The sequence below is a fragment of the Leptospira chreensis genome (assembly GCF_016919165.1).
Taxonomy (GTDB): Bacteria; Spirochaetota; Leptospiria; order Leptospirales; family Leptospiraceae; genus Leptospira_A; species Leptospira_A chreensis.
This window is the reverse complement of sequence record NZ_JAFFPS010000055.1, coordinates 1-23,644: the sequence shown is the minus strand read 5'-3', so window position 1 is coordinate 23,644 and position 23,644 is coordinate 1. Positions and strand designations below refer to the sequence as shown.

At 35.9% G+C, this 23,644-nt stretch carries 16 protein-coding genes; 2 read left to right on the top strand and 14 right to left on the bottom strand.

Annotation, left to right across the window (positions count from 1 at the left end; translation table 11 throughout):
- Position 1: 1 nt before the first annotated feature.
- From JWG41_RS14635 to JWG41_RS14615, 5 genes are all read right to left on the bottom strand, one after another.
- Entirely contained in the window at positions 2–337 is a 336-nt protein-coding gene (locus JWG41_RS14635; protein ID WP_205270674.1) for a hypothetical protein, read from the bottom strand.
- Positions 334–1,377, bottom strand: coding sequence for a hypothetical protein (locus JWG41_RS14630; protein ID WP_205270673.1), 1,044 nt, complete (start codon positions 1,375–1,377; stop codon positions 334–336). Before JWG41_RS14630 ends, JWG41_RS14635 begins: the two co-directional genes overlap by 4 nt.
- A gap of 1 nt (position 1,378) precedes the next feature.
- Positions 1,379–1,711 carry a cupin domain-containing protein gene (locus JWG41_RS14625; protein WP_205270672.1) on the bottom strand — a complete coding sequence of 111 codons (333 nt, stop codon included), beginning with the start codon at positions 1,709–1,711 and terminating at the stop codon, positions 1,379–1,381.
- Positions 1,708–3,003 (bottom strand): SidA/IucD/PvdA family monooxygenase, encoded by a 1,296-nt coding sequence (locus JWG41_RS14620; RefSeq protein ID WP_205270671.1) that lies wholly within the window; start codon positions 3,001–3,003, stop codon positions 1,708–1,710. Before JWG41_RS14620 ends, JWG41_RS14625 begins: the two co-directional genes overlap by 4 nt.
- Positions 3,004–3,509: 506 nt before the next feature.
- Entirely contained in the window at positions 3,510–5,378 is a 1,869-nt protein-coding gene (locus tag JWG41_RS14615; protein ID WP_205270670.1) for an ankyrin repeat domain-containing protein, read from the bottom strand.
- A gap of 620 nt (positions 5,379–5,998) precedes the next feature.
- On the opposite strand from JWG41_RS14615, the gene JWG41_RS14610 reads away from it, so the two are divergent.
- The gene (locus JWG41_RS14610; RefSeq protein WP_205270669.1) at positions 5,999–8,731 is read left to right on the top strand and encodes a hypothetical protein; all 2,733 of its coding nucleotides are present in this window, start codon (positions 5,999–6,001) and stop codon (positions 8,729–8,731) included.
- Between the two features lie 499 nt (positions 8,732–9,230).
- Here JWG41_RS14610 and JWG41_RS14605 read toward each other — a convergent pair whose 3' ends face one another.
- The 6 genes from JWG41_RS14605 to JWG41_RS14580 all read right to left on the bottom strand — a co-directional run bounded on the left by JWG41_RS14605 (position 9,231) and on the right by JWG41_RS14580 (position 17,409).
- The gene (locus JWG41_RS14605) at positions 9,231–12,218 is read right to left on the bottom strand and encodes a TonB-dependent receptor (protein ID WP_205270668.1); all 2,988 of its coding nucleotides are present in this window, start codon (positions 12,216–12,218) and stop codon (positions 9,231–9,233) included.
- A gap of 111 nt (positions 12,219–12,329) precedes the next feature.
- The gene (locus JWG41_RS14600; RefSeq protein WP_205270667.1) at positions 12,330–12,905 is read right to left on the bottom strand and encodes a hypothetical protein; all 576 of its coding nucleotides are present in this window, start codon (positions 12,903–12,905) and stop codon (positions 12,330–12,332) included.
- Positions 12,906–12,970: 65 nt separating this feature from the next.
- On the bottom strand, positions 12,971–14,788 hold the full coding sequence (locus tag JWG41_RS14595) for a hypothetical protein (RefSeq protein ID WP_205270666.1): 1,818 nt from the start codon (positions 14,786–14,788) through the stop codon (positions 12,971–12,973).
- 159 nt (positions 14,789–14,947) lie between these two features.
- Positions 14,948–15,205, bottom strand: coding sequence for a hypothetical protein (locus JWG41_RS14590; RefSeq protein WP_205270665.1), 258 nt, complete (start codon positions 15,203–15,205; stop codon positions 14,948–14,950).
- A gap of 51 nt (positions 15,206–15,256) precedes the next feature.
- Positions 15,257–16,279, bottom strand: a complete 1,023-nt coding sequence (gene mltG, locus JWG41_RS14585; protein WP_205270664.1) for an endolytic transglycosylase MltG — start codon at positions 16,277–16,279, stop codon at positions 15,257–15,259.
- Positions 16,280–16,323: 44 nt separating this feature from the next.
- Positions 16,324–17,409: a UDP-N-acetylmuramate dehydrogenase gene (locus JWG41_RS14580; RefSeq protein ID WP_205270663.1), complete on the bottom strand. Its 1,086-nt coding sequence runs from the start codon at positions 17,407–17,409 to the stop codon at positions 16,324–16,326.
- A gap of 50 nt (positions 17,410–17,459) precedes the next feature.
- On the opposite strand from JWG41_RS14580, the gene JWG41_RS14575 reads away from it, so the two are divergent.
- Complete coding sequence (locus tag JWG41_RS14575; RefSeq protein WP_205270662.1) at positions 17,460–17,822, top strand: arsenate reductase family protein; 363 nt, start codon at positions 17,460–17,462, stop codon at positions 17,820–17,822.
- Between the two features lie 180 nt (positions 17,823–18,002).
- On the opposite strand, the gene JWG41_RS14570 is transcribed toward JWG41_RS14575, so the two are convergent.
- The 3 genes from JWG41_RS14570 to JWG41_RS14560 all read right to left on the bottom strand — a co-directional run.
- On the bottom strand, positions 18,003–21,230 hold the full coding sequence (locus tag JWG41_RS14570) for an efflux RND transporter permease subunit (RefSeq protein WP_205270661.1): 3,228 nt from the start codon (positions 21,228–21,230) through the stop codon (positions 18,003–18,005).
- 104 nt (positions 21,231–21,334) lie between these two features.
- Positions 21,335–22,216: a transglutaminase family protein gene (locus JWG41_RS14565; protein ID WP_205270660.1), complete on the bottom strand. Its 882-nt coding sequence runs from the start codon at positions 22,214–22,216 to the stop codon at positions 21,335–21,337.
- The coding region (locus JWG41_RS14560; RefSeq protein ID WP_205270659.1) for a circularly permuted type 2 ATP-grasp protein at positions 22,209–23,644 on the bottom strand (1,436 nt) is incomplete at its 5' end. The genes JWG41_RS14565 and JWG41_RS14560, both read right to left, overlap by 8 nt.

The window sequence follows — 23,644 nt, the reverse complement described above, 5'->3', positions numbered from 1 at the left end:
ATTAATTATAATCCTCTAAGTGTAGATAGTAGAAACTTTTCTTCGAAAACTTAGATTTATCGATTGGCCAGGAGTCGATTTCAAAAATTTTATTTAGATTCATTTTTTTAAAAAAATTAATAAGTTCAAAATCATGATCATAACAAGATATGATAACCACTTTATAAGTTTGTTCTTCTTTCAAAGCGTTAGTAAAATCATGTATAAATGAAAATATTACATCCTCGCTCACTTTACTGATTAATTCTAAATCGAATAAGGCGGTTTTTTTTGCTATTTCTGATTTTGATATAGGTCTTAAATTAAATTTAAAGTTTTCTTCGGATTTAATATTCATATGTTTATTGTTATATCTTCTTCAATATTTTTTTCTGTTTCATTCCAACTTTCATTTTCAAAAATATTTGAAATAAAGTTTTTTGATAATGCAGGAGCATATTTAAAGCCACTTCCGTTCATAGGCGGAACCGAAAAAATGCATGTGCTATTGTTAATGGAAATTAACTGATCGATTGGATAGTTTTGGTAGTGAGGGTTATAACAGTCGAATCCTATAGATTTAAGTTTTATACTTTTAAATACATCATTCGAAAAGTTAAAATTTTTATTTATTAATTGGAGTGCTAAGGTATTTTCTTGGATGCTAAGCTCAGTGCAGTCTAAATGAATTTTGTTAGCTTCGATATAAGATTTGATATCAACACACAATAAAGGAGGTTCTAATTGATTAATATATATAAAACTGTCTAATTCAGGACAAACATGTAATCCTGGTTCGCTATTCAGTTCCTTCGAATTTAACTCGAAGATTGTAATTTTTTTTGTTAAAAAAATTGTAAATAAAGAACTAACCCATGGGCCCAGTGCAAATATTATTTTTTTAGTTTGAAACTTAAGTTTATTGGATAGAGAAACGGTTACGTTTTTTCTATTTTTTGATTTCGTAACGTTTAAATTTTCAAATTCTTTGATATAAACAATTTTTTGTTTAACTAATTCATGGTTTAGTATTTGTAGAACCTCATGAGAGTTTAGTTTATATCCTTCGCCGAATTTTATTTTTGAAAGCAAAGGGTCATTAAATAATGAAACATTTTTTGAAGTTTCTGCTTCTTTTTTTCCATTTGTATAGGTATATACGGAAAACCCTTCTAATTTACTTTGTAGTAGGTTTTGATAGAATTTTATGGATTCATGAATATAGTTTGGATTCACACTACCTAAAAATTGTAGAAATGCTTCGGATTTATAACTTGAAGAAAAAACTTTAAGATTTCGTTTTCCGATTAAACAAACTTTAGTATTGTTTTTGGTAGCAAAGTATGCTAGTAACTTTCCAAATAATCCATCACCTATTATGATTAAATCAAAATCCATCCTATGTTTTTTTCCACCATACTGAAAAGAGAATACATTCTTCTTTTTCGTTGTTTGTAAATTCATGGAACTCGTGAGGATCTGTATATATCATATCTCCATTATTCATCACCAATGTCTGATCGTTGATAGATGCATGCAAACATGAACCTTGAAATAGTATGAATATTTCTGATTCATCGTGGTTATGTTTTTTTATAGTTTCACCATAAGATATTTTAGTAATTGCCATTTCAAATGGTGCCTGATTTAACTCTGAAAAAAGGTTATTAATTCTTGTTGCCCAAACACCGTAATCTTTTTCGAAAAGATATTCTTTTGATTTTAATTTCATTTATTAATTACTTCTTTTAACATTAAACTTTTCGCAATGATATTGGCTCTGTTAGCAATTACGCTAATAAGTGAATCTGATAGTCCATGAGTACTTTCAGAATATCCTTGTAAGAATATTTTTGAAGTTGATGGAACTTTGAATTTTACGGAATAGTCGCGATTTAATTGAATTTCGCCATTATTTTTTTGATCTAATAACTCATTAAACTCAATGAAATATTTATTTTTTATAAAAACCTGGTCATACCCAGTCGCTAAGATTATATAATCTAGAGTTTCTATGTTGCTAATTCCTGTTAATTTGTCTTTATATGTAAGATTGATTTTATTATCGAAGGTTCTTTCTACTTTTTCAATTTCAGTCATTGAAAGAATCGTTGCTTTATCACTCTTTTCGATATGACGCATATGATATAATTTTGTATAAATTTCTTCTATCAAATCAGAATCAACGACAGAATAATTCGTATTGGAAAGTTTATTTAGAATTTCTTTTTGATAGTTTTTTTCTAACTGAAAGAATACATCAACAAATTCAGGGTTAAATACTTGGTTTCGAAAAGGTGAAGAATCAGATGGATTATAACCGTAACCTCTAATAAAATTGTACAATTTTACATTTGAACCCATGTTCTCAATGAGATGGTTAAATATTTCGGCCGCGCTTTGACCAGCACCCACGATTGCAACTTTGCTAAATCCATCTTTTTCTTGTTTTGTTTTTTCGAATAAATCGGTAGAAGTAAATTTATCTGAATGTATGATTGATATACCATCATATTCATGAGAAAAGATATCTGGTTTTTTGGGGCTTCGACCAGATGCGAGAATTATATTTTTTGCATCTAGGTTAAATTCTTCATTATCTATTATATAACTAACATTAAAATATTGAATTTCGCCAGATAGAACCACAGGGATAATATTTTTAATATAGGAATTATAAATTACGAATTCGGAAAATTGACTGGCAGCCCAAGTCAAATAGTCATTAAATTCAAACCTAGATGGACAACTAATATTAAGGTTAATAAAGTCTAGTAGTCTTCCATTTTCATTCAAATAATTTATAAAAGTAAATTTACTACATGGATTAATAAGTGTTACTAAATCTTTGAGAAAATGTATTTGTAAATTTGTATTTGGAAGCAACAGTCCTGGCTGCCAAACAAAAGAATTCTTTTTTTCAATAAATTTTACTTTTTTGTTTTCAAATACATTTAATTCATGCATTTGAATAGCCAAAGCTAAATTAGATGGGCCGAAGCCTATACCTAGTATGTCTAACATGATTTAAATCTAAATTCTTTAATTTAGATTTAAAAATGATTTTGTGTATAACAAAAAATAAAGAAACAAGAGCAGTAAAACTCCAGTTAGACTAGCAAGAGAGATAAATGTGTTTTTTAAATTTAGCATATAATTTTTCATCCAAATCAATAACTAACAATAATTATCTGTTAGCTTATCAATGATTCTTGATACTAGATTTTTAATGACTTAATTTGTCAATAATTTTTATATAATTACCTCCTATCGCATCTATTCCAAAATTATAACGATGAAATATATACTTTAAATTAACAAAGTTTTGACTTTAATTTTGATAGATTATCTTATTTTGGTATATACCAAAGTTTTAAATCGTTAAATATAACAGTTTTTAAAGGGAAATTTAGAGTCGTAGAGAATCAAAGCATCTATTAGCCAACATTAGTCGGCAAACAGATGTAATTTTTCTGAACCTATTTTTTTAATATTTTTGGACAATCTGTACTTTCTAGAAGATCAAAAAATTAATTTATCGGTATTCCTAAGCCCTTTAAATTTTGATTTGAATCGATAGGTTCAATTTCAGAGCGAAGATTTCTATTAGTGAAACTGGTTTTTAAAGGGTTTTTTGGGTTAGGGGATTTTGTTAGGGATCGGGATAATGTTTTGGTCAAAGGCTGTAATAAGGTAGTGATTTGACTATGCCCCCTAACTTCCGATAATCGAAGTGCATTCCATCCATCGACAGAAAAATTGGTATCTGATTGGTAAGAAATGAGTGCTTTGACAGAATCGGTTCGTCCAAAATAGGCAGCATATAACAATGCGGACCAACCTTCGTACAATGCATTTGGATCGGCGCCTTGATTCAAAAGAGATATTGCTTCCTTTTCATTCCCTTCATAAATGGCAGCAATCATCGGTTGATTGAGTTTAGGATCAATTTTTACTTTCTGTGGCGGTGATTCACTATCAACGTTAGGTGAAACAATATTGATTTCCAACTTAGATGTGGGAACCAAAACAATTTCCAATTGGTCTGCAAAACCTGTTAAATCGTTGACCCAACCAATGCGACCGTCGGGTAACTGAAAAAACCGCGCGGCCGCTCGGAAACTCAAATCATTGTTAGAAGCAAAGTTTTGTGGTTTCGAAACGATGGTTCCATCTTTTTTAATCAAACAAGCTTCCAAACTCATCTTTGTTATTTTAGGAAACCACTTATCTTTTTCACTACCATCCTCGGCCATCCACATAAGGAACAAATGATCCTTTCCATAGGGAACAATTCTTGGAATCCTTTCTCTTTGTTTCGTTGTGTTCGTTAGATAAATAGGTTTAGAAAGAACATCATTAGTTTTAATCAATAAACCAATATCATAAGAGGAACGATCTAAATTGGAATCAAAGGTAATCCAGGTTGTACCATCCTTTGCATATAAATCGCCAGTCGATATTGGAACATATTGGTAAGTTTCGTTCGGCCCTGCTTTAGGAACAATGATTGGCAACTCCCGTTTTTTAGAGGGGAAACTATCAACAACCAAACCTCTTGGGTAAGCATCTCCTACGGTTACCGTTACCAATTGTTTTCCATCGTTAACGAATCTTGGTCGAAAACTATGACTTACATTCCAAGTAAAACCTTCTTGTGATTTACCGTCAGGTCTCATCAATCGTTTGCCGGTATGATCAAAAAAAGCTAGATATTCACTTTGGTGAGTCACTCCATCATCCCATTTCCGGTAAGTTGAGAAATAAGTCGCATAATTATTGTCAGCTGTTTTTTCTAAAGTTAAGGTTCCAAAAGTTGTATCGATACCTTGGTCACCAACTTTTTTGTATTCCTTTGTTCCAACGATTTTAGTACTGAAGTTTAATTTACCAGAAGTGGAGTATTGGTTGATATATGCAGTGTGAAAATTTTTAGATTCATAGTTTCCTTTTTTTTCAATATCAAATGCTGATATTAAAACGGTTAGCCCTTTGGAATCTGCAAGTATGTCTTCAATACGATAACTTTTAAGGCTCACAATTTCTTTGATCATTTTGAAATTTGAATCTAAACTGATAATTCTACCGTTTGAATCACCATCATTGTATGCGAGGAAATATTCTCCCGATTCGACATACACCAGCTTTGGTGCGGGTGCGCCGTCAGACATAGCATTCGTATAGGAAATGGATTTACTTGATAATAACGAATGGCCGGAAGGTATTTTTAAAGAAATACGTTCTGTTTTCTCGACAATTTGATTGATATTTAAAATGAGATCTGACTCTGCCGAAAGGAAGGAGGAAAAAGGGAATAGAACACAAACAGAGACAAATAAAAAATTTCTTAGAATATTAGTTTTTCCAAAATTACAACTCACGTTCATTCTTTTTTTCATTTCAGAATCTTGTATGATGGATTCTGGAAAAACAAGGAAGAAATTTCTAGAAAGTTCGGTTTGGTTTTGTCCAGTGAATCTTGTTCAAAGTAAAAGACTCCTTTTTTACGGGGCCTTTGAGGGGTGATTTTTAAAAATATTGTGAATGCTGCTACTATAAAATTAATCTACGGCTTCTAACCATCTTCCATAAACATATTGTTTACTAAAAGAAATACCTAAGTCTACGGATCTAACTAGGATAGATTAGAATTTAGCATTCTAGGATTACAATATCTCTTAAACTGAAATCTTTAAATCTTCTTATGTTGCGAAGGATCATTTCGTCCGTTCATTTTGTAATAATTCTCTTTGGTTAATAACTATTACTATTAAGAGAATCCAAGTCTCATCATTACATACAGATTATAACTTAGTTACAATTCCATTTCGTTTATCAATTTTTTTCTTAAAAATTTAATCGCAAATGTACCGCCTAGCATACAAATGTGGGCGTTGTGTAAATAATATATGCATAACAACCGTTCGCATGATAAGAATCATAGATCATTTATTACTAAATAGTAAATTAGTAATTCATTATTTATGTATTTTTAGATTCCAATTAAGAGGTGAAACTTATGACAATTAAGTCAGTCGAAAATAAAATCCGCAGTAGATTTGCTATCGCAATGCTACTATTAATCATGACCTTCCTACAATTTTGCATAGGAACTAAAAACTCACAGGCCGACAAGAACGAAAGCCTATCGATCTTAGGACTTTTAAGTGGCAATAAGGATCAAAATTCTTCATTGATAGTAACTGATGGAACCACAGTTACCTCGATGATTAAATCCATTGACGGCGGAACTATCCAACTTGGAAAAGAACTTAGCTTTGTAATTCCACCAAATTCTTTAGGTAAGGATACGGAAATTACGATCGAAAAAACTGGAAAAGCTGATTCAAATAGCCAATTTAAATTCTTTGGGCAAGGATATAAGTTTTCTCCACCCGGAACTCAGTTTGCTATGGATAAACCAGCTTCTTTAGTCGTAACCTATGACTCATCTAAGATTTCAGAGCAAAATCTAAATCTAAGATCACAACAAATGTTCTACTACGATGAGATAAGTAAGTCTTATGTTGCAGTTTCAACTTCTGTTGATTTTGCAAATGGTAGACTTGTTGCACAAGTGGAACACTTTACGAGTTATGCGCTATTTGCAGTTCCCTCTGCGGCTGGAAATAATTCTCCCCTTATTTCTCTGCAAAGTCCGGTTCCAACTCAGATACACGCAGATGCACCGATTTATATTCGAGCCGATGTTAGAGACATTGATTTAGATGGATCGATTATTGCGGTCAAACTGTCTTATAAAAAATCAACTTCTGCGACCTATACGAATGAGGTAGCAATGCAACCAGAAAACAATATTTCGATATCACCTACGAGTAGGTATGTCTATTTGATCCCTTCCACATTTTATACAAATGCGGACAAACTTGCTGGCACTACTCTTGATATTAAGATCGAGGCTTGGGACAATAAGTCACTAAAATCAAGCTCGCCGATAATTACTAGCTACACTGTGAATCGTAATTGTTTACCGAACACATTGCGAACCAATTTAACTGGAATACAGAATATCAATGTCGGTTTTCAGAGAAATATGGTTCTTTCCTGCAGAAATGAAGATACCAATTCCTATCTTACAGGACAGTATATTGTTCCAGAAGTGGTTAATGCGATTAATAGTGTAGGGAAGCTGGATAAACCGGGTAGTACAGGAACTATCTTTACTGCTATTAAAAGTGACTATGTTAGTTCAGGAAAAGTAGAATTAAAGCTGTTATCTTCAATTTCAAATTCGGTCACCCAAGACTTTACAATTCTACCAGGAAATGTAAAGACCCTATCTCTTTATGAAACTGATTCTTTTGGAAATAAAATCGCATCCCTTTCTAAAACGAATGAACCTCAAACCATTTCCATGAAAGAAGGAAATGTAAAATACTTCGCTCTAGAAGGACAAGATGGTTATGGAAATATAGTAACCTATTTTCCTTGGTTGAATGCAGATTGGAATGTTCCCACCAATGGAGATCTTGGAACCTTAGATCGAGATACACCAACAAGTCTTGTCGTAAATCTTTATTCGCTCGATGCGAAGGTTGGCTTTTCGAATCTTGTAGCGAGTATTGCGGAAGGAGCCATCCAATTAACGCAGACCATTCAAATCATTGCCAGACAGTTAATTGATGTAAGGTCTAATTTCAATGATGCAAATTACTCAGGAGCAATTCATTTTGGTTCCTACTCAGGAAGTATAATTGCAGATGGAAATTCTGCATTTGCAGTATTTCAGCATTCACAAGGTACAAGTGCATTTTATTCAAGTACTGAGCGATTAAGTGCTTATCAAATCACTAAATCATCTGGTGTTACTTCATTACCACCTGTCTTCACATATGGTACACTTGGAAATAATGCTGTGCCAAATTTTTCTATGGCTATGGCAGGTGATGTTCCTTATGTATTACATAGTTCTGCTCCAGTTTTGAATGGAGATGGCGAATTTAGCAATGGAGACATTAAACTCTATGTCAGAAAATATGATTCGAGTTCCAATACATGGTTGTCTGTCGGTTCGCTAATCAATTCCGAATTGAATGGGTTAAATTTTAGCTATTCCATTGCAACTAATGGAACCGATCCTTGGGTCGCATATTCTGCTTATCGAACAAATGGAACTGAATTACCTAGCTCAAATTTCTCAATAATAGTCAAAAGATTTGATGGGACAAATTGGGTTCAAGTAGGTTCAAGTTTAACAAATAACCCATTACAGAATATAAAAATTCAATTCGATAATTTAGTACCTTATGTTGCTTTCAGTGAGGCTGATTCCTCAGGTAAAACTAAACTTTATGTTAAAAAATGGAATGGAGTTTCTTGGAATGCAGTAGGAGGGGAGTTAAACTTGGCTCCGACATTAAATGCTTCATTACATGATTTTAAGATATTTGGCGGAAAGCCATACTTGTCATTTGACTCCGAAGGTAAGTTAAATGTAAAAACTTTTGATGGAACAAATTGGATATCCGTAGGAAGTACAAATCTTAATTTTAATTCGAGCAGTATGGTATATAGTTCCAATCTTGAAATTAATTCAAAAAGTACTATTTATCTTGGCTGGAGGGAATCAACTGGGATTACATATCTTAGCCATTTCGTTGGATCTACATTGAAATTTGATTATTCAAATAACCAAATTAGCGCAGGGATACACGATTTCTCATTTATTGGAGCTACTCCCTATATTATCGAAACTAATGGTCAAAGAAGTTGGATACGAAAATACGAATAAGGTTAAGTAGTTTAAAAATCGTTTATTTTTGTATCGAGGAAAACAGATACAACCTTTAGGAAAATTAAAATGGAAGGCTATTATAAAAACCTAGCTTTTCGTTTTCTCGCCTTTGGTTATTATCAATACATACAATTTACAGTTTCATAAATAAGGGGTGGTCACTCATTTTCTATGAGGGAAAATGCATGGCCACCTTCAATACCAACGTACGCACTAAAGCTCCGAGAAGAAAACTGAATTTGTTAGATTTAACAAATGAATTGAGCAATACCTGTAAAACATGTAAGATCACAGTTTGCTTAGCCCAACATTTAAACTTAAATTCTCATAGTGAATGATTAAGAGGAGTTAAAGGGGACAGTGCAAGAACCAAGCTTCTTACGAATCAGCAAAGACTATAAAGAATCGATGAGCATCCTTTTGAACTTATCCTTCAATAGAAGAAGTCGAATCGAGAATTAAAAGACCCCCGCAGAGGCGCGGGGCCAAATTTTTACTAGAATTTATACGACATAGACATCGAAAAGGAAACTCCCTCTCGATAGGAACGGAATAGTTTCTCTTCATTCAACAATTCATCTTTTACATAAATTCTAAATCTTTGATCGGTAACGTTTTTTGCCGCAAATTTAAAATCTAGTCTTTCATCCAATTTATGTGCGAACACAATGTCCGTTAATCCAACACCTCTTTCATAAGCATCAGGGGTACCGTTAGCACCTACAATAAAGATCCTATCGCCAAAGTAATTGTAATACAAACCAATTGTTGTTGTTTTTAATTTGTTTAGATAAACATCAAATTTCAAATTCGCAACAAAGTCTGATTGGCCTTGTAGAGGACGGCGAATGTTTGTAGGATCATATGAAAATCCTCGATCATTCTGATCCAATAACCCGGCTTTACCTACAGTGAATTGTTCCCATGAAATCACATTCACTAAAGATTTTATAAAAAACACATTCGTTTCAAATCGGAATCTATCAAAAAATTCTCTTCTAAAATCTAACTCAATACCACGAATTGTTGCTCTGCTTGCATTAGCATAAGTGAAAAAAGGAGAGATTTGACCTGCAACAGGTTGTCCGATTAACTCAATCGGATTGGATAAATCTTTATGAAAGAGACCAGCTCCAATGTAATTTGCTCCACCCATAAAATATTCATAACGGAAATCAAAGTTATGAATATATGTCCTTTGTAAGTTTGGATTTCCTCGAACACGGTCTCCTCCAAAGTATGGCGTAAATGCAAATGGAGACATTTCTCTAAAATCTGGTCTTGTGAGCGTTTGAGTGTAACCAAAACGTAAATTTTGATCTTTTAAGAACTCGTATACAAAATTCACACTTGGCAGCACATCCCGTGTTTTGATGACTCCAACGCCATTATTGTCTGCAGGACATACTTTACTATTGATCAATGCGATTCTTTCATACTCACTGTCGAAATCACAACCATACCCTGGTTTTCTCACATCAAATTGTTCTTTTAGAACGAATGTTTTTACTTTTTGAAATGAGTCTTCATAACGTGCTCCACCAATAAATCGAACCTTAGGAAAAAGCGGAATGTCTACTTGCCCGAAATATGAATGTAGTTTTTGATAAGCATCATATGCGTTTGGTTCCACTTGACGCTCTGAAAAAGTTTTATTAGCAGTACCTGAGGAATTAGTTCTAACATATTCTAGAGGATTAAAGACAATTTCTCCTGGCACTAAATATAAGTCAGCAGCAGTTCCTCCTACGTTTGTTTTTGATCCAAATTCTCTAAAGGTAAAACTTTTAAAACGGTCAATTGCACTTGCTCCAAATTTCACACTTGATTTTAATCCATTCCACTGATCAAAAGGAATTTCATATGCAACGCTAAAACTTCTTACAGTATCACCAGAAGTTGAATAAAACCTCGATCCGTCAGGGTTATTTCCGAGTCTTGTTGGAAGAGTGTTAATCGAAGCACCTTGAGTTCTTCTCCAAACTTGTTGTGTTAAATTCGGTTCATCTCTTTTTGCTTCCGCATAATTGAATTGCCAGTCAAAGGTATGTGGTCTACTCAAACTGCCTAAGTTGATTGCGTGTTTACCACCCAGACTCGAGTTAAACAATGTGCGGCTAATATAATCATTAGTAATACTAAAGAAGTCAAAGCTGTCACGATTGTTTGTTCCACTTGCATCCCGGACTGATTTTTCAGAAGATATAGAGTAAAAATTCTTTAAAAAGAATTGTTGCCCAGCTTTCGGTTCAAATGCAAAATTTAAATTGTTTCCAAATAATCTTTCTTCTACATATATATCTGCATCTTGAGTCTGGATGGCGTTTAAAGTAGTAGCTTCATTTACAGTAGGAGCTAGGAAATTAACCGGGACATACCGTGCATCTTTTTGTCTTCTGAATCGGTAATCAACGGAATGTGTCGTTCCAAAAATAACTCCAAAACGTTCCCCAGTTTCAGATGCCTTAAATGTTTTACCGATTGTAAAATTAAAATTTTTATCGTATGGTGCTTTAGTTTGGTCAGGTGTCCACTGCGATGGAAATGTAATGGCACCAAGGTTAATCAAATTTGGATTGATCCCTCCGAAGCGACTTCCTGGTTCAAATGGAAGAAAATTTGGCAAATTTTTCACAACATCAGGCATTGCTTGATCAGCGGTTGGTCGTCCTATAAAGTCACCACCTTTAAAGGTTAACCATTTATTACGCGTTGTATTTGAATTATAACCCATGCCTAAACCCGCAGTCATGATAAAATCATCTGGATAATCTTTGGTTTCAATTTTTACGAGACCACCCGAAAATTCTGCTGATTCTTCAGGAACAAATGTTTTTATGATACGGATGTTTTTAATTAATGAAGCGGGAAATAAATCTAACGGAACCACTCTTTTGTCTGGTTCTGTTGAAGGAATGTATGAGTCGTTTAGATATGTCGATGAGTAACGTTCCCCAAGACCTCGAACAAAAACATACTTTCCTCCAATGATAGTAATACCAGTTACTCTTTTTACAACTTCGTTCGCTGAAGAATCGGGTGATTTTTTGATCGATTCTGCTCCAATAGAATCTGAAACGGTTGCTGATTTTTTTTGGAGTTGCAATAAAGCAGCATCTGACTCATTGATTGCTCGATCTTTTACTTCAACTGTTTGTAAAACTTGAGCACCAAATGTAACGTTCATTTGCGATGGTTTACCCGATGAAACAACGATGGTTCGATTTTGGGGACCATATCCATACATTTGGTATTCCACTTGGTAAGTTCCAGGAGGAAGCTCTAAATTGTATTTTCCGTCAAAATCAGTTTTTGCAAATTTTTTCTCTGATCTAACAACGATGGTGGCTCCAAATACTGCCTCACCATTTTCTGAATCGATAACAGTTCCTCTAATGGAACCTAAAGATTGTGCATAGGTTAATGTTGGTATCGATAATATAAATGTGATAATACAAAGTAATATTTTCTTTGAAAGTTTCATGACTTGCCTGTTACCGGCAAGTTTTTCGATGAAACCCGAATGGTAAATGAAAAGGAGTTTGAGTTACGTTACGATACCATGAATCCTTTGTTACAATCATGTTACAAAATATTAAGGACCAAGAACTCCAACAATGAATTTTCCATCAATGTCATAAACCATCTTAATTTGGGTTATTTCAAATTTTCCTTTCGCAGTCGTAATCATGATTTTTGGTTTATGGCCTAATATTTGGTTGAGCCTTCTTGGTAATTCCCAATTGATTTTATCGATTTTGTAACCTTCTGATATCAATTGGTTAATTGATTCGATAGCCACAGATTCTCTTTCTGATAAAACTTTTTTATACTCTTCAAGAGGAGTATGATCCAACGATGTTCCTAATCCAAACGTATTGGGGAAAATAATCTCTATTTGTTCTTCCCATCGGATATAAGCATTCTTGGGGGATTTGTAATTTTTGATTTCAGACAGAAAGGATTCGATTGCTTCGTTTTTAGATTTAAATCCTCGTTCCAAAATATATTTTTCTTTTTTATTCAAAACAATTAGTTTTTGAGATTCTAATAATTTCGCTTCAAGTTCTTGGTTCTGAAATTTGGGATCTTCTCGCCAATCTTTCTCTTTGCATGCACTATGATTGAGGATGGAATAAAGAATTACGTATAATAAAATTTTTGATTTCATATTCATAAAATAATAAACCCCAGCATTTCTGCCAGGGTTTATTTTCGTTTTTATTTTAGTAAAGATTATCGAGCTCTAAATACTGCCCAACCATCCCACCATTTTCCATCGACCGCTCCACCTTGTCCAGCTGCCGCATAAGTCGCGTTCAATGTATAATCTGGTTTAGTGGCTGCAAACCCACAATTGGACTCTGAGTTAATCCCTCCATCGGAAACAATTGGGAGAGAAGTAACATCGTAAGTGACAGCTCCAGTATTAAACGCACCACTTGCCGAGTGACCTGTCCTTCCACGAACACTTGTTGCCGTAGCGTTAGTAACTGCAGTGCCCGTATTAATTTGGAATCCTAAAATGTGGCCATAAGCAATACCGTTTGAAAGGATCGCTTGAACACCTTCTCTAAGCCTTCCAGAACGTCCGCCAGCAATATCAGCCCCGATAAGCGTAAACTTATTCAAAGTAGCGGTTGTACATCTTCCGATGAGGTTTGTTGTTGCACAAGTCCTTCCACCATCATTGTCAATCCCATCCCATTCTATGGCATGCGGATCAGTGGATGCAGATCCACCACAAGCTGCTACATATTTATGAGAAATAAAGTTTGTGATCACTGCAGGGTCGCCAGTTGCAGCTCCACCAAATCCTTCATCCAAGTCTAGGTCGTCATCGAGTCCACCAGTAGCAAGAATATTGGTCCAGCTTCCCGTTCCACCCCATGCTTCAAACTGGTCATCCAAACCTCTGTGCGCTTGCACATGGTTGAGAGTTGTGTTGGAAGAATACAAACTTAGGTTGTTCAATTCGTCCCCAGGAGCTACCTCGTTTCCACCAAATTCTACGATGGAATATGACATTTCTAAATTGCTTGTCCCTGGTAGAGTACCTGTCCCATATGATTGTGGTGAGGTTCCTTCTGTGTTGGAAGTTCTAGTAGCACCGCTATTACCAATGGTGACAATTCCACCCCAATCTCCAGGAAAACGAGATCCCAATGCACTTGCTGAAGACCAACAGATCGGATCTGCTGCCGTTCCATTTGATACAAGTTTTGAACCTGGTTTGAAGAATATAGAAGATCCTCTTTGGCCAAAAACAGCCGTACCGGGAGCCACAGTGATGGTTGTTCCGGACTCAACAAATACAGTCCCTTGCAATAAAATTCCACCTGACCATGTTTCTGATCCATTGATGGAACCAGATTTAATGACAGGACCACTAGACACTCGTCTTCCATCACAAACGTTTTCACCGACAGTCGGACTTTGGAGTGAGTATTCTCCTTTCACAAATACACTAACTGATTTAACAGTGATCGAATAACCAGTGTTTCCGCTTAATGATATTTGATTTGTGTTATTTCTGTCTTCTAAATTGATATTTATTGACAAGGTTCCTGTTGGTCCAGTGACGTTTGTAAAGTCGCTGGCAGGAAGATTGAGGATATATGTTGTCGCTGGTGCAACGCCTGAGCAAGCAGTGGCATTAGTTGCAGAAGCGGCGTCATTTGGCGTAAATGTCAAATTTCCACTGAGTGACGGAGTTTTCATTAGAATTGTAAATTCCCCGTCTGAAGTTCCATTTGCAGGTGGAGCGCCGGCTGTCACACAAGTGGTGAAGTCGGATATTGTTCCTTGTCCACTTGTTAAAAAACTTCCACCAGAAACATCAGCAACGGAAACCTTTCCATCCTTCATTGGCAAGGTATCGGCCCCTCGTAACGTTCCAGTCAATATTACAGTGTATTCAGGTTGGTTCAGTAAAAATAAACCGGCCAACAAGAGAGCTGTATTATCAGTTTTCTTCCCTGGACAATTCACTGTTGTGAATCCCATTAGCGCGATGGATAAAACCACCAGGCTTTTATTGATAAATTTTTTCATTTTAAATCCTCTTTCGATTGAATCGAATTTGTTTGGTTAGCGGGTCTTCCCGGAAGGGATTTGTAAAAAATTTCCCTCTAACTAGAGGAAACTATGTTCTTTATTTGTTACAAGGGAATGACAAGCTGGTGAAGGTTTTATGAAGGATTGGGGAAAGAGTTATTTTTGTAATCGCTGTAGGATCTTTACGAGGTTACTTTTGATTCGCCGGATTTGGTCGGTAGTCAGTTGGAGATCCCCGTTTTCTGCTTTTTGAATGACAAGTTCTGCTTTGGTAACAAAGGTCATTGCTTCTTCATCGACAGCTTCCTTTCGTTTTTGTTTTTCTCGGTAGGCATCTAAGGCTTTTTGAACATCCAAAAGTTCCTTAGAAATCCCACCGATCGCAATGTTTAATTCAACAATATTTTCATCCATGGTAGATTGATGTAAGAGATTCTAAATTATCTATCTTTAGTTTCTCCATTTTTATTGGTAGAGGACATCAATGAATTTCTTTTTTGCATCCAAATGTTCTTTGAATGTGGCAGAAAAATAATGAGAACCATCTGGTTTTAATAGAAAAAATAATTTATCGGACTTCATTGGTTTGAATGAAGCTTCTAACGCTGGTAAACCGGGATTGGAAATAGGGCCCGGAGGCCATCCTCCATTGATGTATGTATTGTAGGGAGATACAATCTTTAGATCCGATTCAAAAAGTCTTTTTTTGGGTTTATCAAATAAGTATTGGATGGTGGCACATGATTCCAAATTGATATTTTTTTCAATGCGAGTGAGGAACACTCCTGCCATCATTGGCCTTTCTTCTTTTCTAACAGCTTCTCTCTCGACAATGGATCCAAGAACGACACGAAAATGAAGGTCGGCTGGTTTGATGTCCTTTGCTTCTGGAATGGATTCTAGTTTTTTATAGAATCGTTTGATCATCATCTCGGTGATTCTTTCCAATGGATAATTCAAAGGAACCGAATACGTTTCTGGAAATAAATAACCTTCTAATGTTTTTGCCGGGATATTGTACTTTGTCAGTAACGCCGGGCTTTGAGCCACTTTTAAAAATTCTTCTCTTGAGATGGCGAGTTTTTTTGAAACCAACAAGTCGCCAATCTGACGATTGTTATATCCCTCTGGGACAGTGAAGTTTACGAGTTTTACTTTTCCAGAAATAATGACATCTAGAATTTTACGAGAGCTCATACCATCATTGATGTCATAAACACCTTGTTTGATTTTGTTTCCGGCTCTTGTGAACTTCATCAGGTAATTGAAGTATACGGAAGATTTAATCATTCCGGCAGCAGCTAACTCGCGTACCACACTCGATGATGGTTCCCCTGAATCAATGATGAGTTCGTATTTGTTTTGACCATCGCCTACAGCCCCACCTTTGATTTCGTCGACAACGAAAAATCCAATTAAGGCCAAAACCAGCAGTAAGGAAACACCAAGTCCCGATAGAATCAGGTATTTTTTAAGTTTCGAGTTCATTCCATCCCCATTCTCTTGTTATATCGACAATTACCAAATCTTTTTTAGGGTCTTACGACCGGTTCCATTTCTAATTGAACGGAAAATTTTTCAAATACACTCTTTCTGACCAATTCTGCCATTTCCAAAAGTGCAGATGTTGTTCCCGCTATATTGATTAGACCCAAACAATGGTTCTCTGAGATACCCACTCCCCCCGGATATTTCGTCCCTTTTTGAATTCCAGAGTTTTCAATCAGCCAGGCCGCAGAGAGTTTTTTAAATCCCGGTGATTCTGGATATACGGGTGGGTTTTCAAATCCGAGATTTTTTGCGGTTACCAAAAATTGTTCGGTTTCCCCATCAGATAGAATGGGGTTGGTAAAAAAAGATCCCGCAGAACGAGTGTTTGGATCATTTTCATCCAATACCATAGATTTTTTCTTTCGTAGTTGGATCACCAAATTTCTGATGGCTTCCATTTGAAAACTACGAAGTTCCGAATCAGAAATCTCTGCAGAGAGATTTTCGGAATGATATTTTTCCCATGCTTTTTGTACTTCTGGGTAACGCAAACAGGGAGAAGCTATTTTTGATAATTGAAATGTTACAGAGACGACAATCCAATCTTGATAAATTCCCGATTTAAATTCGCTGTTTCGATAACGAAACTTACAATCTTCATTCGAAATGGTTATGATTTCACCAGATGGATTCATACATTCCACTTTTAAAATGGAATCTTTAACTTCTTGGCCATAAGCACCAATGTTTTGAATGGGTGATGCACCTACAGAACCTGGAATTCCAGAAAGACATTCAATACCAGCTAATCCTTGTTTTACTGCATATTCTACAAAATGATCCCAAGGAACACCAGCACCTACTTGAAAAATGGTATGATTGTCATTGGAATCCAAACAACGAATGCCGGGGATTTGCATTTGAAGGACCGCACCGGGAAATCCAGAATCTCTGAATATGGTGTTAGACCCGCCACCCAAAATAACAAAAGATATGTTTTCAGTTTTACAAAAAGTAAGTGCCTTGGACAAATCTTCCGTTGTCTTGATAGAGATGAAAAATTTTGCTTCACCACCCAAACGGAATGTCGTGAGTGGAGCCAAGGGAATACTGTTTTGGACAAGCATAGTTCCAATAAAAAGTTTCCGCAAAAATCGTAAGTAAGAAAATCAGTCTTATGAGTCGTTCCAATCCCAAAGTTTACGAATATTCTGGATGTAGTACCTGCCGCAATGCCCTCAAATATTTGAAATCTAAAAAAGTAGATTTCCAACCAATTCCCATCCGCGAAACTCCACCCACTGTCACTGAGCTGAAAAAAGCAAAACAATACTTAGGTGACATCAAAAGACTTTTTAATACCTCTGGGAAGGATTACCGAGAGGGAAATTGGAAGGAAAAATTAGGAACTCTCACGGAAGAACAAATTTATAAAGAACTTTCTGCCAACGGAAATTTGGTCAAACGGCCTTTTGTTGTAGGAGAGGGTTGGTTTTTGGTAGGGTTTAAGGAAGAAGAGTGGAAGGGGAAATTGGGGTAGTGCGTGGATTTGTGTAGAAGTGCGAATATGAGTATCCCCGCCCGATTTGAGGGTGGGGAACTAGACCCGCCACCCAATGGTTTCCTCTTACCATAAAAAAATCTAAAAATCAACCAACCAATTGCAAGGGTTCATTTTTTTCCGAGAAAGTTCATCTTTCGAATATCTGGATAAAATGAATCAAAGAGATCTTCGCTTTTTGTTCTCCTTCGAAGGAGGTGTTGGTTCTGGTTCTTCCTCGTAATCACCAATATCAATCTGAATTAATTTTGCCATTCGATGAAGGCGGTTTTGTTCTTTCACCAGTTTTCTTTTTTCATCTAATTTCAAAAGAAACTCCATAACAAATGGTAACACCAATCGCGAAAGCGCTGTTGCAACTAACACACCAAAGATGACTACTGTTGCCAGTGGTCGTTGCACTTCAGCTCCCGCCATCGTTGACAAGGCCATCGGTAAAAAACCAATCGCTGCGATAAATTCAGTTGTAAGAACAGGACGTAAGGACAAAATACCAGCAGAGACTACAGCTTTATCAATATCTACTCCTGACTTAATTTCATCTTTTAAAGTAGATGCATAAACAACTCCATTTAAAACTGCGATCCCACTAACAGCGATAAAACCAACAGCTGCAGGAATACTAAATGGGAGGCCGCGAATTAATAAACCGAGTATACCTCCAGCAGCAGCTAAAGGAACTACAGAAAAAACACCAACTGCATAGTATACACTTTCAAAGGCGGCAATCAGCATAAAAAATATAATCGCAAGAGCTACGGGAACTACGAGAAGTAATCTATCTCTTGCTCGCACAAAATTATCAAACTGCCCTCCCCATTCAATTTCATATCCAGCAGGTAAGGAGTTTTGAATCGATTCCGTTTTGGTTTTTGCCTCATTGATATAACCAACCAAATCCCTTCCTCGAATATTCACTTCAACGAATATTCTTCGTTTCAGTCCTTCCCGATAAATTGCTGAAGCAGAATCAAGAATTTCAATATCCGCAACTTGTGCTAACGGAACCGTTGAACCTCGGGAAGTCATGATGGGAATGTTTCGAACGGAATCAACATCCTTGGCCTGTAAATCCAATCGCAAAACTAAATCATATCTTTTTGCACCTTCGAATATTTTGCCAGCCGTGGAACCAACTCTCATCATTTCTACAGTGCGTAAAATTTCTGATGCTGTGACTCCGTAACGAGCCATATGATCGTAGTTTGTATTGATTTGTAACATAGGAAGACCCAATAGTCGTTGGACTCTTAAATCTCCTGTTCCTTCAATTTTAGATAGAACGTTTGCTAATTTATCCGCTTGTGACTTCAGCGTTTGTAAATCATCACCATATATTTTTACTACGACATCCGCTTTGGAACCAGTCAAGAGTGCATTCACCCTATTTTCAATCGGTTGAGACATACTAAAGTATGTAGATGGGATAGAAGAATTTAATGTAACTTTCAAAACATTCATTAATTCTTCTCTTGAATTTGCATTCACCCAATTCTTTTTTGGTGATAATTTTACCATCACAGATGTTTCTTCAGTGCCTAAAGGCTCTGCTGCAGATTCACCACGACCGACACGAGATACAACACTGGCAATTTCAGGAAATGGTTTTAATACTCTTTCAATGTCTTTGTTTAAATCTTTCGAATAATCAATCGCAGTAGAAGGTAATCGTTTCGCATCAATTTCAATTTCTCCTTCATCAATTCTCGGTAAAAATTCCGAACCCAAATAAGAACCAAGAGAAAATGAAACCAAAACAAGAAGAAACGAAAATATTAATATCTTCTTTTTCCTTTCCATTCCCCAATTTAAAAGAGAAACATAGTATTCTTCGATTTTCTCCCATGCATGTGCTTTATGTATAAAAGGTTTTTTATAGAATATGGCGAGACTTGCTGGAAATACAGTAATGGAAAAAACAAGTGCACTGGCAAGAGCTAAGGCCACAGTAATTGCCATGGGGCGAAACATACGACCTTCCACCCCTTCCAAAACCATCAAAGGCAAATAAACCAACATGATGATAGCAACAGAAAATGCAGCAGCCTTTCCCACTTTTTGACATCGTTCTAAAATAATACCTTCAGTGATGTTTTTAATTTCCTCTTCATTCATTGGTTTGCTGAATTTTTTTCTACCAATGTAAAATCCTGCTAAAACGGATTCTAACATAACAATAGACCCATCAACCAACAATCCAAAATCCAAGGCACCTAACGACATCAAGTTTCCGACAACACCCAGGTATTTCATGAATATAACTGCGATTAACATGGAAACAGGAATTGCTAACGCAACAAGCATTCCTCCTTTGGCAGTACCCAAAGTGAATATCAATGCCAAAAAAACTAATACGGCCCCTTCGGAAAGATTAATAAATACTGTTTTTAAAGCTCGATTGATAAACTCCGATCGATCATAGAAAGGTTCGATTCTCATTCCTTTGGGCAAGGTTGACCGGATCTCATCAATTCTTTGTTTTACATTCGCGACAACTTCTCGAGAGTTCTGTCCTAATAACATGATTACTGTTGCTGCAACGACTTCTTTGCCGTCTTTTGTAGCGATACCAAATCTTAATGCTGGACCTTCTTGAACTGTGGCAATCTGTCCTAAAAGTAAAGGAATCCCATCATGAGCAGTTCTTACAGCTACCCTTTTAATCTCATCAATTCCTTCAAATTGTCCTTCACCTCGAATCACGAGTTGTTCATATCCTTTTTGAACGTAACCCCCTCCTGTATTAAAATTTGCTGTCTTAAGATTTTCTAATATTTCGGAAATGGTGAGATTATGAACCTGTAACCGCTTCGGATCGATTAATATTTGATATTGTTTTAGGGAACCACCAAGAGTATTTACCTCAATCACTCCCGGAACACTTTTAATTTTTTTTGAAAGATCCCAGTCAACGAAACTTCGTAGTTCAGTTTCATTATGATTATCAGATGTCAATATAAATTCATAAATATCACCTAACGCAGTAGCGACCGGCGCCAATTCTGGTTTTCCATATTCAGGTGGAATTTCGGCATCAACTAATTTGAGACGTTCATTTACAATCTGTCTCGCAAACCAAATATCCGTTCCATCTTCAAATATTACGGAAACGGAACTCACTCCAGCTCTAGAAATAGAACGAATTTCAGTAGCACCAGGAATACCATTTAACTCTAATTCGATGGGATAAGTAATGAATTGTTCTACTTCAAAAGGAGTGAGTGCAGGGGAAGATGTTACTGCAGTCACTTGCACATTTGTAACATCAGGAACAGCATCGATGGGTAATTGAAATGCATTTACTATACCAATCAAACAAAAAACCAATGCAACGATCATTACCTTGAATTTGTTTTGAATTGAAAAAGCAACTATGGATTCTATCATATCTAACTATTTATCAAATGAACTCAGATCATTTTGTCTAGTTAAAGACAGAACCATCGACAAATTTATCTATCAATAGTTATCATAAAAAAATAATAAATGTATTATATTTGTTCGCGAATTACATCCACTTCTACTTTGAGTTTATGTTTTCCGCCACCAAAAAGAATTCCTTTTAAAGGAGAGACATCTGCATAATCACGTCCAACAGCTGTGATAATATATTCTTCTGTAATGATCTTTCCATTTGTTGGATCAAAGTCCAACCAACCAAAAGTAGGACAATAAACAGAAACCCATGCATGTGTTGCATCACTTCCTTGTAATTTCTGAGTCCCTGGTGGAGGTAATGTTTCTAAATAACCACTCACATAACGAGTTGGAATCTTTAAGGAACGTAATGCAGCTATCATTAAATGGGAAAAATCCTGACAGACCCCTTTTCTTTCATGAAGAACTTGATCAATGGGAGTATTGATACTCGTAGCCTTTGGATCATATTGAAATGTTTGATATATATATGTGGTCATCTCCAAAGCGGCTGCATAAACCGGTTTGCCGTTTGTAAAAAACATACGTGCAAATTCTAAATAACTTTCTTTTGCTGCAATGAAGGAAGACGGTTGGATGTACTCAATTGATAATAAATCAGCATCTAATGTGGATTCATGAATGAGAGAATATATATTTTCCCAAGGTGTCGATTTATATAAGTCCAAACCCAAAGCTTGGTGTGTTCGAACCGTTGATTCGACAACGACTTCTAAAAAACGATGAGGATCTTCCACAGAGAATAGAAATACTTGATTTCCGAAGTAATCACGTCGAAAGGACGATACCACTGGCTTTGGATTCACCGTCACATGTGTTCGAAAACAATCCTGATGCGGGGATGTCAACGGATACATATGCGCCATATTATGGCAATAGGCGACTGTATCATCATAACTATATTTAGTTTTATGAATCACTCTAAAATCAGCCATTTCCATCACCGATCCTTGTTTGTTCTTCCGTATAGTTGAAGTATCGAGATGACAATGATTCAGATAATTGTTTCAAATAATTATGTAATTCTTCTAACCAAATAGAAACGGACTCCAAAGGATTCTCTGACTCAAAGAAAATCGAAATGTCTTTCAATTTAAAATGTGTATACAATTGTAAGGCAGCTCGATCCTCCGAATAAACAACCTTATCATCTTTTCCTGGCAAAAATTTTATATCAGAATTGATTTGTTCTAACTGGTAAGCAAATGATCTTGGATTGGTTGTATCAAATAACAAAATATCCAATACAGATTCCTGATCAATTTTTCCACTATAGCGACGATTGTATGTTAAGCGAATATCATTAATTCGTAAAAAAGTTTCAAAAGAAGCTTTATCTCTGAAACTATCCCAACGAATCATTCCTTGTAACATCAAAATCATATTGATCGATCTTTCAATTCGTCGACCCAAGTTAAGGAAATACCAACCGGCTTCCCGACTCATATTTTCAAAAGACAAACCTGTAAGCGAAGAAAGGTTCACAACAATCTTCTGCAAAAAGTCTATAATTTGATCATAAGATTCAATTTGATGATTGGATTGATCTTCCAACTGTAAGAGGATTTTTTTCATATCATCAGAAAGCCTGTCTCGAACCGATTTAGAAGCGGTTACCAAACTTCTTAGATGGAATGCCAAACTACCAACCACTTGACGATTCGCTGTTAATCGTTGTAATTCAGAAAACGGATTTAAAAACAACTCACTCGCATCATCCCCAAGAAATCCAGGATAACTATTGGTTACATGAGTTACGAGTTTTAGTGCATTCTCCAATGACTCCCTTTCATAACCATCTTCCACTTGTAAAACTTTGTATGTTGCTTCTCGTATAACTCTTGTTTGATTTTCTGATCGTTCCAAATACCGAGCCAACCAAAATAGATTGTCTGCTACCCGACTCGGAACTCCTGAACTTTTCCTTGAAATCAAAATTTGGTCTGATTTTGGAACCAGTAAGGATTCTTCTTTTTGTGTTTCTGTTGCGAGAACCCACAAGTCCTTACTCCAAGCACCTCTTTGACTAGTGATAAAAAAGTCATCTAAGGAAGGCGATACTCGCACCAATCCACCAGCCATGGTTTGATAACCGGATCCAGAAGAAGAAACAAAGGTTCTCATAATGGCACGGCCGGGACGAAATCCATATTCACCTAACACTGGAACTGTGGCAGAAGCAATCATTTCCTGTGCAATGAAACGATTCGGTGACATTCGAAGTTTATTTAAAAACGAATCCTTTCTGTCTCCACTGAGTTCAATAAAGGTAACGGGTTTTTCTTCATCGGTTCGAGACACAGTTTTAAAAACATACTTCTCGGGATTTTGTAAAACCAATTGGAAATGCTGTGGTGTTCCCA